The following is a 19,404-nucleotide window of genomic DNA, read 5'->3' on the forward strand; positions in this document are numbered from 1 at the left end:
ACTTATAAAAAAGGGCTGCTGTTATTATCAGCAACCCTTTTTTATAACATAAATACAATTTAAATTTTAATACTTCATTTCTGCTAAGCGCTTATAAGATTCATATCTTTCTTTAGCATCTTTTTCAGCAGCATCAAACATTTCTCCTGCAATTTCAGGGAAAACATTCATAAGTGAGGAGTATCTTATTTCTCCTTGTATAAAATCTTTAAATGGTTTAGTTGGTTCCTTTGACTCTAGTGTAAATGGATTCTTTCCTTCTTCCCTCAATAAAGGATTATATCTATATAAATGCCAATATCCACTTTCTACGGCTTTCTTTGATTCTGCCATACTTGTTCCCATACCAGTTTTTATACCATGATTAATACATGGAGCATATGCAATTATAATTGATGGTCCTTTGTAATTTTCAGCTTCAACTATGGCTTTTATAGTTTGATTCATATTAGCTCCTTGTGCTACTTGTGCAACATATACATATCCATATGTCATAGCTATAGCGCCAAGGTCCTTCTTTCTTATCTTCTTGCCTGCTGCTGCAAATTTTGCCACTGCAGCTGTTGGAGTAGATTTTGAAGATTGACCTCCTGTATTTGAATATACTTCTGTATCCATGACTAGTATATTTATATCATCTCCAGAAGCAAGAACATGATCTAAACCACCATATCCAATATCATAGGCCCAACCATCTCCTCCTATGATCCATTGGGACTTCTTAATTAAATAATCTTTTCTCTCCATTATTTGTTTTATAATTTGATCATTACTATAATCCTGATTATTTAAGAGTTCAAGTATCTTTGAGGAAGCATTCTTTGACTGTTCTCCATCATTTCTACCTTTAATCCATAAATCAAATGCTTCTTTTACTTGTTCATTTCCACCAGATTGTATATATTCTTTCATTAGGTCTGCCAACTTTTCTCTTATTTGTTTAACAGCTAAATACATACCATACCCATACTCTGCATTATCTTCAAATAACGAATTTGCCCATGATGGACCTTTACCATTTGCATTTGTGGTATATGGTATTGATGGAGCACTTGCTCCCCAAATCGAAGAACAACCAGTTGCATTTGCAATCATCATTCTATCTCCATATAGTTGAGTAAGAAGTTTTACGTAAGGTGTTTCTCCACATCCTGGACAAGCACCATTAAACTCAAGCAATGGTCTTACAAATTGGCTTCCCTTTAACGTCTTAGGGTCCATAACATCATCTTTAGCAGTAACTGTCATTGCAAACTCCCAATTCTCTGCTTCCATTTCAATTTCCTGTTCAGCAGGGTTCATAACTAAAGCTTTTCCTGGGGCTGGACATACATCTGCACAATTGCCACATCCTGTACAATCTAGCGGACTAATTTGAATACGATATTCATATTGTTCAAGCCCTTTACCTACAGCTTTCTTTGTCTTAAATGTGTCTGGTGCCCTCTTTACCTCATCTTCATCTAGTAAGAATGGTCTTACTGTTGCATGTGGACATATATATGAACATTGGTTACATTGAATACATTTATCTATCTGCCATTCTGGCACCATAACAGCAATGCCTCTCTTTTCATATGCAGATGTACCTAATGGATATGAACCATCTTCCATACCAACGAAAGCACTTACAGGCAATTCATCTCCTTCATGTCTTGCCATTGGTCTTTGTATATTTTTAATAAAATCAGGTTCTTTCTTAATTGGTGAATTTATTTCCTCTGCGTTTACCCAATCATTAGGAATTGTAATCTTAACCAAAGAATCTATTCCTCTATCTACAGCAGCCTTATTCATTTCAACAATTTTTTCACCCTTTTTGCCATAGGTTTTCTCTATAGAATCTTTTAAATAGGAAACCGCATCATTTATTGGGACTACATTGGCCAATTTGAAGAAAGCAGATTGCATAATCATATTTATTCTTCCGCCTAACCCAATTTCCCTCGCTATTGATACTGCATCTATTGTATAGAAATTAATATTATTTTGAGCTATATATTTTTTTAAAGCTGCAGGGAGTTTATCATTTAAATCCTGTTCACTATATGGGCAATTAAGTACAAAGGTACCACCTTTTTTAGTCCCTTTAGTAAATCATAATTATATATAAATGATTTATTATGACAAGCCACATAGTCAGCATTATACACTAGGTAAGGTGATTTTATAGGCTTTTTCCCAAATCTTAAGTGTGAAATAGTAGTTCCTCCAGACTTTTTGCTGTCATATGAGAAATATGCTTGAGCATATAAATCTGTTTTATCTCCTATAATCTTAACTGCACTCTTATTTGCTCCAACAGTACCATCTGAACCTAATCCATAGAATTTACAACTTATAGTTCCTTCTGGTGTTGTTTGTATAATATCTTCTTCTGGAAGTGACGTATTTGTTACATCATCTACTATGCCAATAGTAAAGCCATCCTTTGGATTATCTTGTTTTAAATTATTAAACACTGCGAGTATTTGAGATGGTCTGGTATCCTTAGATCCTAATCCATACCTTCCTCCTACAATTACAGGTCTGTTCTCGCTCTTATCATATAACTTAACTACATCTAAATATAGAGGCTCTGCCAATGATCCTGGTTCTTTTGTTCTATCTAAAACTGCTATTTTCTTTACAGTTTTAGGTAATACATTAAAGAAATACTTAGTAGAAAATGGTCTATATAAATGTACTTTTACAGCTCCTACTTTTTCTCCTTTTGCTATTAGATAATCTACAGTCTCATCTATAGTATCACAAACTGAGCCCATAGCTACTATTATGTATTCTGCATCTGACGCACCATAATAATCAAATGGATGATAAACTCTTCCTGTTACCTTTTCTATTTCTCTCATGTAGTTTTCTACAATATCTGGTACCGCTAAGTAGAATGGATTTGAAACTTCTCTTCCCTGGAAATAAATATCTGGATTTTGCGCAGTACCTCTTACTACAGGGTGTTCTGGATTTAACGCTCTATCTCTAAATTGTTTAATAGCTTCATAATCAACAAGTTTCGCAAGTTCTTCGTACTCAATAACTTCTATCTTCTGATACTCATGTGATGTTCTGAAACCATCAAAAAAGTGCAAAAATGGAACTCTTGATTTAATTGCACATAAATGTGAAACACAGCCTAAGTCCATTGCTTCTTGAACACTTGATGAAGCTAATAGTGCAAAACCTGTTTGTCTGCATGCCATTACATCTTGATGATCTCCAAATATTGATAATGCATGTGCAGCTATCGCACGCGCTGTTACGTGAAAAACTCCTGGTAGATGCTCTCCTGCTATTTTGTACATATTAGGAATCATTAAAAGCAGTCCTTGTGATGCTGTGTATGTTGAAGTTAATGCTCCTGCTGCAAGCGATCCATGGACTGATCCTGCTGCACCTGCTTCTGATTGCATTTCAGCTACTTTTACTGTCTGACCAAATATATTTTTTTTCCCATGAGCAGACCATTCATCTACACCTTCTGCCATAGGAGTGGATGGAGTTATTGGATATATTGCCGCAACTTCTGTAAAAGCATATGATGCATAAGCAGCAGCTTGATTTCCATCCATTGTCTTCATAACCTTTTTCATGAAATAATCCTCCTTACATTTCTAAAATAAGGCACAGGAAAATAAATAATAATTTAAATTTGAATGTGCCTGATATTCATACTATTTTCCTAACTTATTATTTGATACAGAGAGAATCTCATACATAAAATAAAAAATTATTTACTATTTTTTATTATTACTAAGAAAACTCTAAATATTTAATATTATCAAGAAATTAGCAAAGAATATTATTATTACAAAGAGGAACTAATTTTTATTATCAATTGATAAGACATTTCACTTCTATTTTTATTGACTTTTAAAGGATTGTTCGTTATTATTATTTTATAATCCTTTATCAAGTGATAATAATTAATTTTAGGGGGAACTGTATAAATGAATGAAAAAACTAAAGTCGCAAGGCTTTCTATATTATCAAATTCAGGCCTTATCATAATGAAATTATTTGTTGGAGTTTTTACCGGATCGGTAAGTATAGTATCTGAAGCTATCCATTCTACAATGGATTTAGCGGCAGCTATTATAGCTTATTTTTCTGTAAAAATCTCTAATAAACCTGCGGATGAAGATCATCCATATGGACACGGTAAAGTTGAAAATATTTCCGGAGTAATAGAAGCTCTTCTTATCTTTGCAGCTTCCGTTTGGATAATAGTGGAGGCAATAAAAAAACTTCTTCATCCGGAGGCAGTTGAATCTATAGGTATTGGATTTGTTGTTATGTTTATTTCTGCTGCAATAAATTACTTTGTATCAAATAAGTTATATAAAGTAGCTAAACAAGAAGATTCTATAGCTTTGGAAGCTGATGCTTTACATCTAAAGGCGGACGTCTACACATCTCTTGGTGTAGGTATAGGATTATTATTAATTTGGATTACAAAATTACATTTTTTAGATCCAGTAGTTGCAATTATAGTTGCAATATTTATTTTAAAGGAATCCTTTGAACTTCTAAAAACTGCATTTAACCCTTTACTTGATGTAAAATTATCTGATAAAGAAATTAGTATTATTGAATCTACTATAAGTAAGTTTAAATCCGTTTACTGCAATTTTCATGATTTGAGAACAAGAAAATCTGGAAAGATAAAATATATAGATTTGCATCTTGTTTTTCCTGAAAACATGTCGATAAAGGCTGCCCATGATATATGTGATAAAATAGAAAACGAGCTTGAAACCTCCCTCAGGAATACAGAGGTTTTAATACATTTGGAATCCTGTACACATCAATGCCTTATTTGTGAACATAAAAAAAATAATATAAAACAAAAATCACAGGAATAAACTTATTTATCCTGTGATTTTCGCTTTAATTATTCATTTAATGAATTTAACGCTCTTAGTAGATTATCAAGTTCTAGTCCGTGCACTTGAGCAGCCTGCTCTAAAGTTTCAGCTTGAGCTGAAGGACATCCAACACATCCCATACCAAAGCTCATTAAAACTTCAGCATTTCTAGGATTTAATCTTATAACTTCTCCTATTGTCATATCCTTTGTTACTTTTTCCATAAGTAAATACCTTCCTTTTCACTTTTCTCATACTAAAAGTTAGTATGTGCCTTTATTATAAATTTATTATATTTTTATTTTAACTTAAATGCAAGAATGAACTTTTTTGTTAAATAGTAACCTTAATGATACTTACACACCTTAAGCTCTATTTATTTATCATCTTGAATTCGCTATTAGTTAGTTTAAAGTTATTCTTTAGACCTTCTGTTACATAGACTCCCTTGTCTTTTGTTACAAATATCGCTTCTACCCCAGGTAAAGAATTTTTTACATACTCAGGTCCTTTTTCTAGCCCCTGGTAGAAAATATACTTAGTCATAGCGTCTGCATCAAAGGACACATCTGTTACAACGGTCACACTAGCTAATGAATTCTCCATAGGATATCCAGTGAAAGGATTTAATATATGATGATATTTTTTTCCGTTTTTTTCGATATATCTTTCATATATACCTGAGGTTACTACAGTCTTATTAGTAACTCCTAATGTACCTACAACTTCTCCTCTAGGTTCAAAGGGATTTTGTACTCCTATTTTCCATGGCTGACCATTAGGATTATCATTTATTGTTAATACGTTTCCACCAAGGTTTACAATTCCATGTTTTACTCCATATTGCTTTAAGACTTTTGCCGCTTCATCTGCAGCGAAACCTTTACCTATTCCCCCTGCATCAATAGACATTCCTGGTCTTTTGAGCATTGCCTTTTTGTTAGTTTCATCTAGTACTAAGTCTTTATATCCAACTAATGCTTTTGCTGCATCTATTTCTGATTGAGTCGGAACTTTAGCATTATCAGTTCCTATCCCCCATAACTTAACTAATGGTCCTATTGTTATATCGAAAGCTCCTTTAGACTGCTCAGAATAGTATAGTCCTTTTTTTAATACACTAAAAGTATCATCTGACACTTTAACAAAACTTTTACCGGCAGCATCTGCTACAGCGTCAAATTCGGTCCCTGATTTATTTATACTCATTTCATTTTCTATCTGCTTAATTCTTTGAAAAGCTTTATCAAGTGCTTCATTTTTATTACCATCGTAAACTTTTATTGTACATATAGTGCCTAGCATGTATTCCGTTTTTTCAGTAGGTTCAACATTTTTTGAACCACATCCTCCTAAAAATAAGGACATAAGCATAATACTAACTAATAATATAGAAAGTTTTTTTCTACTAATGTATTTCATTGTCTATCACCTTCTTTTCTATTTTAATTTCAAAGGAATTCCACATGAAACCAAATATGCTTCATCGCTTAACCTTGCTATAAACTGATTTATATGTCCTAGTATGTCGCTAAAAATTCTTCCTAATCTATGCTCTGATACTAGTCCCCATCCTACTTCATTTGTAACAATAACTAAATCTTTATTATTTTCTTTAGCCGCTGCTATCGTATCTTCTATTTCATTCTTTATACTAACACTTAGTTTTTCTATATCTTCTTGACTCATACTTTCAAAATCATAATTTTTATCGAACATTAAATTTGTTATCATAGTTCCTATACATTCTAACATCACATACTTATTTTTATCTTCTTTTAATACCTTATCCAATCCCTTATATCCTTCATGGGTTCCCCATTTTGAATTTCTTTGTTTTTTATGTTTTTCGACTCTTTTTTCCATTTCTTTGTCTGTTACTATTGCAGTAGCAATGTACAACACATTGTCCTTATCTTCTAGTAATTTTTCTGCAAAAGTACTTTTACCACTTCTGCTTCCTCCAGTAACTAAAGTTATTTTTGACATATAATTCGCCCCTAACATCACTATTTAGTTATATTTTTAATATAACAGATATCAAAATTAATGTTAATATTTCCACCAACTCATTATTTGCTCCAAGAGTATCACCTGTCAGTCCCCCAATTCTCTTTTCACAGAACAAGTTGAATGCAAATGATAAAGCTAAGGCAGCAATTAATAAAATAACTATGTATCGTGGTGTCATCAATAATGATAAAACTCCAACTGTAATTATTAATCCTATAATAAATTGGACTATCCCAACATTACCAATAAAAAAGTTTCCTGTACCAGTACTTTTTGCAGTTTTTCCTTTAAACCCTAAAAATAACACAGAACACCTTGATATCATAGGAGCTGCAATAAGTGCTATTGAAAACTTTGGAACAATAAAGGAGAAGAGAGTATATTTGAGTAGCAAGTCCATAACTATAGCAATACAAGCATAGGTTCCTATTCTACTATCTTTCATTATTTCTATTATTCTATCACTACCCTTAAAAGCGAAAAAGCCATCACAGGTATCTCCCAAACCATCTATATGTATCGCACCAGTTACTATAACACCAACTATTAAAATTATAATTATCACCGTATTTATAGGAATAATATTTGTGAGTAACTTGTACACTCCCCACTGAATTCCACCTACTACTAAACCGATTACCGGAAAAAATATTGAGGCTCTTCTAAAGTCATCCTTTTCACAAGGCAAACTTATATTCACCGGAATCCTAGTTAAAAATTGAATCATCAATAAAAAATTGCATACAATTTCTTTCATAATTATAGTGCCTTCCTTCCATAATTTATAAATTAACTCTCTACCTTAGACTCCTAAACATGAGCTATACTGTCTATGTACAGATTTCCATACTCATATTTTATGATGCTTATATCTCCGTTATTTGAGCCAAAGTTCCAAAAATAATCTATATTACCACCTAATATATAACAATACACTGATCTTATAACTCCTCCATGAGTCACAATAAGTATATTGTCTTCCTCTAGCTTTAAGATATTATCCATAAAACTTTTAACTCTTTCATAGACTTGTATACAACTCTCACCTCCAGGTGGAGAAGCGTTTTTCCAATCTTCACACCACGCCTTCCATTCCTTTGGATAAAGCTGCTTTAATTCTTCATAGACTTTACCTTCGAATTCGCCAAAGTCTCTTTCATTTATTCTCATATCAGTTATTAATTTATACTGCTTATTTTTTAATAGGATTTCAGCTGTATTTATTGATCTTTTCTTCTCACTTACATATACTTTCTTAAAGCTTATATTCTTTAACAATTCTCTTACTCTTTCTGCTTGTAAAATACCCTCTTTAGTAAGCTCTACATCCAAACTACCATAATAACATTTACTTTTATTTTTTTCAGTTTCACCATGTCTTACAAAGTATAAATTCATATAAATCACCCCAATCCTGCCTACTTAATTATATAAAAAATATTATAAATATACAAACTTAATAAAGGCTGTCAACAACATTGCTGACAACCTTTACTTTATTATTAAATACTTAATCTGGCATAGATAAAGGGATACCTCTGATTAGAGGTATCCCTTTTGGTTTTTATTTAAAATATCTATCTAATAATCCTTTAAATGCACATCCATGTCTAGCTTCATCCTTGCACATTTCATGTACTGTATCATGAATTGCATCATAGTTTAATTTCTTAGCTAAAGTAGCTAAATCTTTTTTACCTTGACAAGCTCCATGTTCTGCTTCAACTCTCATTTGTAAGTTCTTCTTTGTATCAGCAGTTACTACTTCTCCAAGTAATTCTGCAAATTTAGCAGCATGTTCTGCTTCTTCAAAAGCTATTCTCTTATATGCTTCTGCTATTTCAGGATATCCTTCTCTTTCAGCTTGACGGCTCATAGCTAAGTACATTCCAACTTCTGTACATTCACCAGTAAAATTAGCTCTTAGTCCTTCTATTACTTCTTGGTCTACTCCTTCAGCAACTCCAACTTTATGCTCGTCAGCCCAACTCATTTGTCCTTCTACTTTTTCTATAAATTTTTCTCTTGGAGCTTTACATTGAGGACACTTCTCTGGAGCCATTTCTCCTTCGTGAATATATCCACATATTGTACAAACAAATTTTTTCATTAATATTTCCTCCCCATCTAATTATAATTTATATATATTTTTTATTGGTAAACATTTATAATATCACTAACAATTATTATTATATGATATTTATTCGTACTTTTCAAGTACTTTCCAAGATAAGTTATGTACATTTTTTTAACTTTCTATGTATAAAGTTTTAAGGCTCAAAATTAATTTATTCAGAGAAATACTTTTCCAGGTTGGAAGTGTATTTAAAAACTTTGTTTATTTTATTTATAAAAAAAAGACTTATGCGGAAACAACTAGTGTTATTTCCACATAAGTCTTACTTTCATATATTACATCTTATGCAATATTATCATCTGATTTCTTAAATTTACTCTTTCTTGACATATAAACAGGGTATCCTATTAATGTAAGAACAAGTCCTATTCCAGCGTTCATAGGTTGAGTAAATAAAGTATTTAGTATTATATAAGCTCCTCCAATTATTGCTATAGCAGGTACTATAGGATATAGAGGTACTTTATATGGTCTGTGAAGATTTGGTTGCTTCTTTCTAAGAACAAACACAGCATAGAATGTCATAACATAGAATATCCATATTACGAATATTAATAAGTCTGTTAACTGGTCGAATTTACCTGAGAATACTAATATTATTGATATAATACCTATTAATATACCACTGTTTATTGGTGTTTTAAATGTTGGATGTAATTTCCCTAACCAATTACTAAATGGTAATTTATTTTCAGCAGCCATAGCATATGGAATTCTCATTCCTGTTAGTATATATCCGTTTAATGCTCCGAATATTGATACTAATATACCTATTGTGATAACCTTTCCACCTGATGGTCCAAAGATTACTCTTGCAACGTCAGCAGCTGGTGTCTTTGTAGCAGCAAGTGCTGATGCTGGTAATACAAATAGATAAGCTACGTTTATTAATAGATAAACAGCCATAACTAATGATAATCCACCAATAATTGCTTTTGGTAAGTCTTTAGCAGGATTTTTCATTTCTCCTGATATAGCACCAACGTTTATCCATCCATCATAAGCAAACATTGTAGCAACAAGTGCTGATCCTAAGCTTGTACCAATTGGGTGTTCAGCAGCAGTCATTGGGAATAATCTAACTACTCCACCATCGCCTTTCATAAGACCTACAACTATAATTGCAAATAAAGGCACTAATTTACCAACAGTAGCTACAGTTTGGATAACTCCTCCTGTTTTTGATCCTAATGAGTTCATGCATATTAAGAAAATAGTAACTATAATTGCGATAGGAATTAGCATTCCGTCAGTCAAACCTAATAATGAAATAACTTGTGTTGCAAATATTATTGCAAGTGCGGCTATATTTGCTGGGAAATATATAACTGTTTGAGCCCATCCTAAAAGGTAACCCCAAACATCACCATATGTTTCCTCAAGATATGCTACCATACCACCTGTTCTTGGTATAGCTGCAGATATCTCAGCAGCAGTAAGACCACCTGCTATAGAAATAATTCCGCCTAAAATCCAAGCAGTCATACCCAATCCTGGTGCTCCAGTTGCACTGAATACAGCTCTAGGTTTAAAGAATACTCCCGAACCGATAACCATACCGATAACGATTGCAAGAGCGGGTACTAAACCAATTTCTTTTTTTAATTCACTTTTACTCATTGCGTGATTTACCTCCCCACAAAAGTATTATTATATATATTTCTTATTCCGATAAAATCTTAACATGAATCATTCGCTAAATCAAGTGAAATTTTCACAATAATTTTATATTTAAATGAATTTTTTTCATTAATTTACATAATAAGCATACTATTTTTGCGAATTTATAATTTTATGGTCATTTTTTGAATTTTTACCTCTATACAAATTGTTATTTTTATAATTATTTAATTATTACAAAACTTTTAATAAGAATAATTTTTGTTATACTTGAGATAAATTTGTCATAATTCACGTCATATCGAAGTTCCCATGCTAAAGTTTTGCATACATAAAAAGTTCTTTACTACAATTAAAATGCAAAAAATTTAACATATACATTCACAACTAATAATCATAGTAATATTTTTAACCTGATAGTAGCAACCCCGTAGTGGTATTAAAAATTTATTTAACATCATTTATTCGATAAAATGTAAAATTTCTATATTTCAATCTATCAATTACTTGGTGCAGCACTGACTGATTAGAGTATTCGTAATATGAGTATCCGTCTTCCCCCTGAGAGATCTTTATATCATCAAATTCTATATAGGGATGATAAAAAAAGCTTGCAATTAAACCATCCTTTAATTTATCTATTTTCTTAAGCATATTTATACAATCATCTTTACCATTTATATAATTTAGTGGTGTTGGAATATATTTTGTAGTTTTCCCATATTCATGTTTGCAAAATACCTTATTGTACTCTGTTATACCTCCATCTTTAGAATAAGGTTCATATATATATTCAAAGTTTTTTTCTATGATATTTTGTTGAGGATATAAAATAGCGTAATGGGGTACCTCAAAAAAATTGTATTGAATTTTTAATTGTGAAGCCACATCTATTGCGGCATTTATTCTTTCTTGTGCATATTGAATATCTCCTGGGACATTATCACCTAAACTTCTATGAAACTCTATTCCTTCTACGCTTTCCGTTTCTCCATATTGATGCGTATAGCCATGAAGTCCAACTATTCCACCCTTATCTATAAAGTAATCTAATGTAAAAATAAAATCAGCATTATACATACTGTAATCTTTTAAAAGATTATTATCTATATTTTTTGATGGATTAATATATCTAGGTATCCATGCAATATGAAAAGGTATTCCTTCACTATTCAAATAGTCACAAACTATTCTAAGTTTCTCTAAAGACTCTTCCGAACTATACCTTCCCCCTGCTGCTATGTCTTCTAGCCTAATTAAAGCAGGTTTTCCTTTCTTACTTACTGCAGCAAAATTTTCTATATCTCTATTTTTATATAGCGATATAGTATTTTTATCTATGTTCCATTGAGTTTTTAAATTAAACATTCTTATAAAGTCAAACATTGTAATATAAACACAATCATTAGTATATATCGGTTTTTCTTTTAATTTAATAACTCTTTCATTCTTAACAAATTCATCTTTATCATAATTGACAATAATATTACATTGATTTAACATTAAAACTGTACTATTATCTTTTATGGAGACTTTTCCGTGAAGTTTACCTAAGATTTCTGTCGCTGGAATATAATACCTATTATTTTCTACATATATAGGACTTGACAAGCTTAAATCAACATCTTCGTACCTTAAGCTTATGTTAGCCTTTATCATATTAATATCTTTTGATGTATATTTATTGCTATTATTTTCTGTAGCCACTTTGCTACTTGCAGACTTAATAAAATATGTAAATACTAAAAGTATTATAATTATAATCAAAAATTTCCACTTATTGAACCCTTTCATTTTATCGCTTCTTTCTTTATTAAGTAGTATAAAAAATTCTTCACTTTATTTTTCCCTTTCTTGTAAAGATTATCCTAACTTTATAATTTAATTCCTCTAAATTTCATATCAACAATATTTTCTAAAAAATTACTTTTGACAGGTAATAATTTTTATTATATGATATAATTAATTATATAGTAAGGATGGTGTATATGAATAATTTAGCTGGTATTTTTAGAGAGAAGAAGTTAAAACTTACTCCTCAACGTATTGCAGTATATAAGTTTTTGCAATCTACAAAAGAGCATCCATCTGCTGAAACTATATATAAAGCTCTACAACCGGAATATCCTACAATGAGTTTGGCAACTGTTTATAAAGCTTTAAAAACATTAGTTGAGGTGGATCTAGTTAAGGAAATTAATGTAGGTGAAGGCAACTTTAGATATGATGGAAATGTTACATCTCATCCGCATATACAGTGTTTAAATTGTGCTAGAGTTGATGACATTGATGGCATTTCCTTTCTAGACTTAAATGACAAAGTTAAAAATTATACTGACTACGATATTATCGATAACAAAATATATTTTTATGGAATATGTAAATGTTGTAAAGATAATGCTGCTGAGCAGTAGTTTAGTACAAATTTTTAGAGCAGTTGTGAGTAACTGCTCTTTTTGTTTTATAGTTATTTGATTTTTCTATTTAAAAGCATCATCTACAGCTTCATCCCACTCTTTACCTGTATGCTTTCCATTTAGTATTTGATCTAACTTCGATGATATACTACTTTTTAATTTATCTGGTATATTGTAAACATATATTACACTATCTTCTGTGCTATTCTCGAGATGTTTTACTATACTTGCTTTAGCTCCTCCAACTATAGAGCTATTAGCTTTTTTATTGCCAGTAACAAATCCCTGTTCTACTAATTTTTTATTAATTTCTTCACCTGTAAAAAATTTTATAAAATTTCCTATCTCTTCACCGTTCTTACTGTTTACTGGAGTGCAGATTATTGCATTACATATAACAGGCACGTTCATCTTTGTTGAAGGATCGTTTGTACTATCAGCAGCAACCATTATGTTGTTATCTTTGAAATGACTTGAATAATAAGATGAACTTATTATTAACGGAATATCTCCTTTTACAAACTTCTCCACACTACTTTCGTTTCCCACTTCAAAAGTGTTCTTATTTATATTCCCACCGCTAACAAGACTGAATATGGCATCAAAGGCTTGCTGCATTTCCTTTAAAGATTTATATGCCGCAGTTCCACTATCAAATATGCTTTCTAGTTTTCTCATACTTACCTTATTATTAACTATTATAGAAGATAATCCGCTATTTATATCTAAATCTTCAGTAAGTACGACCGGAATTCTTACTGATGTACTATTTATCTTTTTTAACGCTTCTTTTAAATCATTAGTTGTAGATGGTTGGGGTAAACTCAATTTATTAAAAGCGCTTTTATTATATAATATCTCCATAGTATACGGCATTAGTGCTATACCATAATATTTATCTCCAAATCTTCCATATGCATTTACAACACTATAGTACTTATCACTTATTTTATTTTCATCATAGTAACTTCCTAAATCACTTAAAAGTCCTTTTCTACTTAGTTTTATCATATTGTTTCTGGAAGTAATTACTATATCCTGTTCACTTCCCTTACTTATGTCTTCTTCAATCTTTCCGCCTATTGTGTTATTAACACTGAGCTTTACTTTAGGATTAGATTTCTTGTATTCTTCTGTAATGATTTTTAGTATATTTAAAGATTCTTTATCTTTAATATCAACATATATGTTTAATTGCTTTTCTTTAGGTGTATCTTTTTTAAAGGAGCAAGCACTAATACTTAAAGTTAATATAACTAATAAAAAAATCGTTAAGACTCTTTTCTTATAAAACATATTTTTCTCCTTTCACTATAACTTATTCTTTATAAATATCACCTTCTTTATATTTGCAAAGTACTTCTAAATTTATTTTGTGCATAATAATTAAATATATAATAAATTCATATAATTAAGTGGAGGTGAAATATATGAATTTTAGGGTAATATTTCTAAAGAAAAAACACATTTATTTTATAATTTTCACACTTATCATTTTCATATTTTTAATAGTTTTACTAATATCAAAAAATTCATCTGCAACTTTTAATAATGTATCCGATAATAAGGTGTTAAAAGCAGATTTTAATGGAGATGGTAAAGAAGAAGAGTTGTATATTAAGAAAGATGGTGCTAAATATATTCTGGAATTAAAATGTAAAGATAAGATCTATCCTATAGAACCTGAAAATAAGCTATCACCTATCGGTTTTTATTCTCCTTACTGGCCTATACGTGTAACTCTTATTGATGTTTCAAGAGATAAAATTCCAGAGATATTTGTACAAGCTTCAAGCAAAGGTACTCCTATTCAACATGTATTCTTTTGGAACAATGGAAAATTTGAGAATACTTTTTCTAATTCTAACAATATATTAGGATTTATAGATTGTAAAAATAATAAAACTCCAAAGGTTATATCTGGTAGATTACAAGACGATGGAATATGGATGTCAAACTATATATTTTTAAACTACAAATTTAAAAATTACAATTATGAAACCTCAAATACACTTATTGGAAAAGATACAATTTTTACTTTTATTAATTTTATACAAAGCCTTCCTCAAAATGAAGAGTATAAACCAAAGGAGATATTTTCATCCAATATATCTAGTTACAGTTTATCCGTAATTGGAAAATTGTCCGGTGATAACAACACTTATGTGTTTCAAGATGCGCTATTTATGGAGAACAGATGCGATAAGGATGGTAACGCATCAGAGATTATCTGGACTCTTAACTTCAGAGGTGCTTCTAATAAAGATAAAAACTTAGTTAAAAATTATACTTTAAATGTTAACTTAGTTCCGGATGAAAACAGCAAAGAAAAAAACTATTTCAAGATTATATCAATTAACTTAAAATAGACTAGCATACTAACTAGTTATTTTTTCAATATACCTTATTTATTACTAATTAAAAAGGGACCGCATTTACGGTCCCAAGGGGGATGGGGGGTTATCGCATCAAGTAGAGATTATAGTACTTGATGCTACAGGAGATTTTATCTCCGAATTACATTTTTTATTTTGTCCCATTCCCCAATATTTATACATCTATAAATAACTTTTTTGATATTTTTTATATATTTGTTCTATTTCCATTTTTATTTCTTCTCGAAGACTTTTAGGTTCTACAACCTCAGCATCTTTCCCAATTCCAAGTATCCATTTCTTTATTTCATCGGTATCATCTAAATAAATACTTAATAATACATCTCCATTTTGCAGTTCTTCTATCTGCTGGCTAATGTGCCACATGCCATCTTTAATAAACTCTGAAATGTTCTTATCAAATTTTATTATGACCTTTATCTTCTCGCCTTTGAATACACTCCAATTATTATTAAGATAATCTTTTAGTGAGAAAGTGTGAGGTATCATGTATATTTCATTTGTTGCTTTTATTGTCTTAATTCTTGATAACTTAAAAGTCTCTATAGTATCTTTCATGTGGCAATAGCCAATAATATACCAAGCACCCTCTCTGAATAATAAAGTATATGGATCTACTTTTCTTACAGTCAAATTATTTTTATTTATTGAAAAATAATTTATACTTATAGTTCTTCCTCTATTTATAGCATAATTAATTTTTGATACTTTATCTTCCATGCCTTGTGAATTTCCAATTTCGTTCATTTTAAAACATCCGCTGTCATTTAAAATTTTTAGTTCGTCATTATTATTTATGCACATGCTTTTTATTTTGGAAACTGCTGACTGTAGATTTTTTTCCGCTATAAATCCATTTTCTTCAGTAAGTATTTTAGTGGCCATTAATAAAGACTGTAATTCTTCTTCGCTGAGCTTTGATGGTTTCATATAAAATTCTTCATCTATATAGAAGCCTCCATATCTTCCTTTTTTGTATACACAGGTATATTAGCTTTATTTAAACTATTTATATATCTATATATAGTTTTTTTATCGACTTCCAAAGTTTCAGCTAATTCTGATGCAGTTGTAAGACCCTTATACTGTAGTGTAATTATCATCTCTAGTAAATGAGAAATCTTAGACATATTTTTTCCCCCAGTATATAGTTATACTAATCTTTACTTTTATCGTGTTATTTTGATATTTTTTTAGTACATTTTCATATGATTTTAAAAATTATATTATATTTTAACTTTCTCCTATGTAAAATTGAAATTTCATTACTTTTAGAAAATTATTTTTTGTGGTGTCAAATCTATAATAAATGAATAATATATATTATAAACAAGCTAAAGATAGATATTAAAAAACTACTAACTTACAAAATATGCAAACTTAAGATATAAGGTGAAAAGAATTAAATAAAACCATAGCCTAGAAAAGGGGGATTAGAATATGAGTAGACATCACCACTGCCGTGATAACAATAACTTTTTTCCAATAGCAGCATTAGCAGCTTTAATAGCATTTTTCTTGCTAATATTTGGTAGACGCAGAGGTACTCGCTTCGCTGTTTTAATAACACTTGCTATAATAATCGTTTGTGGATGCTCTGGTTTTAACAGAGATCGAGATCGCTGCTAGTAAAACAAAGTTGTAAGTATCATATCATATCTTACAAAAATGACTTGCATAAACTATTTGATCACTAAAAGTAAGATATGATTAGTACACAAGAGTAGAAAAAATTGATAAAACTTAGGATGTAAAGTAAAAAGAGTTAAATAAAGCCATAGCCTAGAAAAGGGGGATTTGCGTATGTTCGGTAATAACTTCGGATTCATAGCATTAGCAGCTTTAATAGCATTACTATTGTTAGCACGCAATAGAAGAAAGGGATCTCGTGATGCTATTATAATTACACTTGCTGTGATAATAGTATGCGGTTGCGCTTGCAACAACCATTAGTATTTAAATAAGGTAATTTAATTAGGGAGAGCCTACTGCTCTCCTTAACATAAAGGAGTGATAAAATGGGAAAACATCATCGTAAAAGTAGTAGTAATACTAATGTTCCTCAGGGCTTTAATATTGGTGATTTATTAAAAACTATTGACATAAATCAAATCATATCAATAATCAGTTCTCTTGTAGGTGCTAATAATATGACTACAAACCAATTAAGTTCAATGCTTAGAAACTTTGACTTAGGCGATTTAAATAGAGTAGTAAATACAAGTAATCTAAATGAAAATGAAGTAAAATCACAACTTTCAGCTCTCGCAGATAGATTAGACGATGTAGATAGCGGAAGAAATAGCAATGTACAAGACCAAGTATTAAATGCTGTAAAAGCTCTACAGTCATCTCCTGATGGACAAGACATGTTAAACTCTTTATTAAAAGGTGCTCTAGGAAATAATAATGACAGTAAAAAAAGATAATAAACTATATTAAACTATATAAAGACAAAGACACGTTTACATAACTTGTAATACGTGTCTTTACCTTTATTATATAACCTTAATTGCATCCTCTAAAATCTCGTTTCTCCTAACTTCTGAGCCAATAATACCATTGTAGTTACAAAATTAAATGTAAAATGATTAAACACAGAATACCAATAACCCTTTTTATTAATTAAATAACAATTGTATATACCTATCCATATTAGTATTGGTAATGCCTTTAAGTTAAAATGTATGAATGCAAAAATTATGCTGCTTAATATTGCTGATAAGTAGATCCCTATTCTAGGTCTAAATATCTTTTCAAACAATAACCACCTGAATACAAACTCTTCAAGTATAGGTGCAAATATGGTAACACTTGGAACCATTATCAAAAATCTTTTAAGCGGCATGCTAGACATCCATGTAACTATCTCTTGCTGTTTCGCATCTACATTTAATCGATAAAATATACCTGCTGATATTGCGGAGATTAAAATTGTTATTAAATATGACTGAATAGTATACTTAATAGCTGATAATAGATTTAAATTCCTTATACTAAACTTAAATCTATTATAATCTTCTGCCAATCTACCACTTATGGTAGGCTTTATTGAAATATTTAATTCACACGGAGAAGTATACTCATTCTTAGTGCTGTTATAACAAGTTCTTTCCGCTACTTTTAAATATCTAATATTTATCAATACAAAAATAAAAGGAATTAAATTTTGTGTAAATAAAGAAGTTACAATATATAGTATGCTTATTATTGTTAGTAGTAAATAACTTCTCTTTCTTTCCCTTGAAAATCTTATAAATATTAAAAGCGGAGGTAAATAAACAAATAAAAACACAAGGAAATCTTTAATAATATTAATTTTAGTCATCAAGCTTTCTCCTTGTTTATACTTACTTAACCTTGAACAGTTTCAGCAATAACCTCTAGCAATTCTTCCTTTCCCATCTTTTTAAGAGAAGAAAATGTTAAAAGCTTATCATTTGGATTTAATTCTAATGTTTCTCTTATCATTTTTAAGTTTTTTTGCAATTCATTTTTAGTTAGTTTATCAATTTTTGTTGCTACTACAATAGCCTCATAATTATAATACTTAATCCACTTATACATGTTTATGTCATCCGTACTTGGTTTATGTCTACAGTCAATTAAAAGTACTATTTTTTTAAGCTGTTCTCTTTTAGTTAGGTACGTCTCAATTACTTTTCCCCAACTTTCCTTTTCTACCTTTGAAACTTTTGCATATCCGTATCCAGGTAGATCAACAAAATAGAACTCGTTATTTATTAAGAAGAAATTCACTAGTCTCGTCTTTCCTGGAGTACCACTTACTTTAACTAGTTTTCTTCTATTAGTTAAAGTGTTAATTAGAGAAGATTTACCTACATTAGATCTTCCTACAAAAGCTATTTCTACCCTATTGTCACTAGGATATTGAGCTGCAGCTACTGCTGAAATAATAAACTCTGCCTGTTTTATTTCCATAATTTCATCACCAT

Annotated in this window: 19 protein-coding genes and 1 pseudogene; 6 read left to right on the forward strand and 14 right to left on the reverse strand. The window is 30.3% G+C overall.

All coding sequences use genetic code 11. The features are described from left to right. Positions 1 to 66: 66 nt before the first annotated feature. Positions 67 to 3,590: pseudogene (gene nifJ, locus RCG18_RS04330) on the reverse strand (pyruvate:ferredoxin (flavodoxin) oxidoreductase). Positions 3,591 to 3,947: 357 nt separating this feature from the next. Between nifJ and RCG18_RS04335 the strand changes: the two are divergent. After that, a complete protein-coding gene (locus RCG18_RS04335; RefSeq protein ID WP_308040211.1) occupies positions 3,948 to 4,862 on the forward strand; it encodes a cation diffusion facilitator family transporter in 915 nt (304 codons plus the stop codon). Positions 4,863 to 4,891: 29 nt separating this feature from the next. On the opposite strand, the gene RCG18_RS04340 is transcribed toward RCG18_RS04335, so the two are convergent. The 8 genes from RCG18_RS04340 to RCG18_RS04375 form a co-directional block, all read right to left on the reverse strand. Beyond that, positions 4,892 to 5,089 (reverse strand): DUF1858 domain-containing protein, encoded by a 198-nt coding sequence (locus tag RCG18_RS04340; protein ID WP_178909412.1) that lies wholly within the window; start codon positions 5,087 to 5,089, stop codon positions 4,892 to 4,894. A gap of 148 nt (positions 5,090 to 5,237) precedes the next feature. Beyond that, positions 5,238 to 6,287, reverse strand: coding sequence for an FAD:protein FMN transferase (locus RCG18_RS04345; RefSeq protein ID WP_308040212.1), 1,050 nt, complete (start codon positions 6,285 to 6,287; stop codon positions 5,238 to 5,240). A gap of 18 nt (positions 6,288 to 6,305) precedes the next feature. Beyond that, positions 6,306 to 6,854, reverse strand: a complete 549-nt coding sequence (cobU, locus tag RCG18_RS04350; protein WP_308040213.1) for a bifunctional adenosylcobinamide kinase/adenosylcobinamide-phosphate guanylyltransferase — start codon at positions 6,852 to 6,854, stop codon at positions 6,306 to 6,308. Positions 6,855 to 6,882: 28 nt separating this feature from the next. Further along, entirely contained in the window at positions 6,883 to 7,635 is a 753-nt protein-coding gene (cobS, locus tag RCG18_RS04355) for an adenosylcobinamide-GDP ribazoletransferase (protein WP_308040214.1), read from the reverse strand. Positions 7,636 to 7,688: 53 nt separating this feature from the next. Beyond that, positions 7,689 to 8,276, reverse strand: a complete 588-nt coding sequence (gene cobC, locus RCG18_RS04360) for an alpha-ribazole phosphatase (protein WP_308040215.1) — start codon at positions 8,274 to 8,276, stop codon at positions 7,689 to 7,691. Between the two features lie 166 nt (positions 8,277 to 8,442). Further along, a complete protein-coding gene (locus RCG18_RS04365) occupies positions 8,443 to 8,988 on the reverse strand; it encodes an NADH peroxidase (protein WP_308040216.1) in 546 nt (181 codons plus the stop codon). A gap of 309 nt (positions 8,989 to 9,297) precedes the next feature. After that, complete coding sequence (locus tag RCG18_RS04370) at positions 9,298 to 10,635, reverse strand: amino acid permease (protein WP_308040217.1); 1,338 nt, start codon at positions 10,633 to 10,635, stop codon at positions 9,298 to 9,300. Positions 10,636 to 11,082: 447 nt separating this feature from the next. After that, positions 11,083 to 12,429: a DUF2334 domain-containing protein gene (locus tag RCG18_RS04375; RefSeq protein ID WP_308040218.1), complete on the reverse strand. Its 1,347-nt coding sequence runs from the start codon at positions 12,427 to 12,429 to the stop codon at positions 11,083 to 11,085. A 194-nt stretch (positions 12,430 to 12,623) separates the two neighbouring features. Between RCG18_RS04375 and RCG18_RS04380 the strand changes: the two genes are divergently transcribed. Next, a complete protein-coding gene (locus tag RCG18_RS04380) occupies positions 12,624 to 13,049 on the forward strand; it encodes a Fur family transcriptional regulator (RefSeq protein ID WP_308040219.1) in 426 nt (141 codons plus the stop codon). Between the two features lie 66 nt (positions 13,050 to 13,115). Here RCG18_RS04380 and RCG18_RS04385 read toward each other — a convergent pair whose 3' ends face one another. Then, on the reverse strand, positions 13,116 to 14,348 hold the full coding sequence (locus RCG18_RS04385) for an ABC transporter substrate-binding protein (RefSeq protein ID WP_308040220.1): 1,233 nt from the start codon (positions 14,346 to 14,348) through the stop codon (positions 13,116 to 13,118). Positions 14,349 to 14,482: 134 nt separating this feature from the next. On the opposite strand from RCG18_RS04385, the gene RCG18_RS04390 reads away from it, so the two are divergent. Next, positions 14,483 to 15,421 carry a VCBS repeat-containing protein gene (locus tag RCG18_RS04390; protein WP_308040221.1) on the forward strand — a complete coding sequence of 313 codons (939 nt, stop codon included), beginning with the start codon at positions 14,483 to 14,485 and terminating at the stop codon, positions 15,419 to 15,421. Positions 15,422 to 15,610: 189 nt separating this feature from the next. Here RCG18_RS04390 and RCG18_RS04395 read toward each other — a convergent pair whose 3' ends face one another. Next, the gene (locus RCG18_RS04395; protein ID WP_308040222.1) at positions 15,611 to 16,378 is read right to left on the reverse strand and encodes a WYL domain-containing protein; all 768 of its coding nucleotides are present in this window, start codon (positions 16,376 to 16,378) and stop codon (positions 15,611 to 15,613) included. A 14-nt stretch (positions 16,379 to 16,392) separates the two neighbouring features. Further along, on the reverse strand, positions 16,393 to 16,578 hold the full coding sequence (locus tag RCG18_RS04400; protein WP_308040223.1) for an HTH domain-containing protein: 186 nt from the start codon (positions 16,576 to 16,578) through the stop codon (positions 16,393 to 16,395). Positions 16,579 to 16,888: 310 nt separating this feature from the next. On the opposite strand from RCG18_RS04400, the gene RCG18_RS04405 reads away from it, so the two are divergent. The 3 genes from RCG18_RS04405 to RCG18_RS04415 all read left to right on the forward strand — a co-directional run bounded on the left by RCG18_RS04405 (position 16,889) and on the right by RCG18_RS04415 (position 17,877). Continuing rightward, the gene (locus tag RCG18_RS04405; protein WP_308040224.1) at positions 16,889 to 17,077 is read left to right on the forward strand and encodes an LPXTG cell wall anchor domain-containing protein; all 189 of its coding nucleotides are present in this window, start codon (positions 16,889 to 16,891) and stop codon (positions 17,075 to 17,077) included. A 174-nt stretch (positions 17,078 to 17,251) separates the two neighbouring features. Continuing rightward, a complete protein-coding gene (locus tag RCG18_RS04410; protein WP_308040225.1) occupies positions 17,252 to 17,401 on the forward strand; it encodes a hypothetical protein in 150 nt (49 codons plus the stop codon). 65 nt (positions 17,402 to 17,466) lie between these two features. Next, positions 17,467 to 17,877 carry a hypothetical protein gene (locus RCG18_RS04415; RefSeq protein ID WP_308040226.1) on the forward strand — a complete coding sequence of 137 codons (411 nt, stop codon included), beginning with the start codon at positions 17,467 to 17,469 and terminating at the stop codon, positions 17,875 to 17,877. 92 nt (positions 17,878 to 17,969) lie between these two features. Here RCG18_RS04415 and RCG18_RS04420 read toward each other — a convergent pair whose 3' ends face one another. Beyond that, positions 17,970 to 18,776, reverse strand: a complete 807-nt coding sequence (locus tag RCG18_RS04420; protein WP_308040227.1) for a CPBP family intramembrane glutamic endopeptidase — start codon at positions 18,774 to 18,776, stop codon at positions 17,970 to 17,972. Positions 18,777 to 18,802: 26 nt separating this feature from the next. Next, on the reverse strand, positions 18,803 to 19,390 hold the full coding sequence (gene yihA / locus RCG18_RS04425; protein WP_308040228.1) for a ribosome biogenesis GTP-binding protein YihA/YsxC: 588 nt from the start codon (positions 19,388 to 19,390) through the stop codon (positions 18,803 to 18,805). Positions 19,391 to 19,404 lie beyond the last annotated feature (14 nt).

It is taken from the genome of Clostridium sp. OS1-26, from assembly GCF_030915445.1.
Classification (GTDB): Bacteria; Bacillota; Clostridia; order Clostridiales; family Clostridiaceae; genus Clostridium_AM.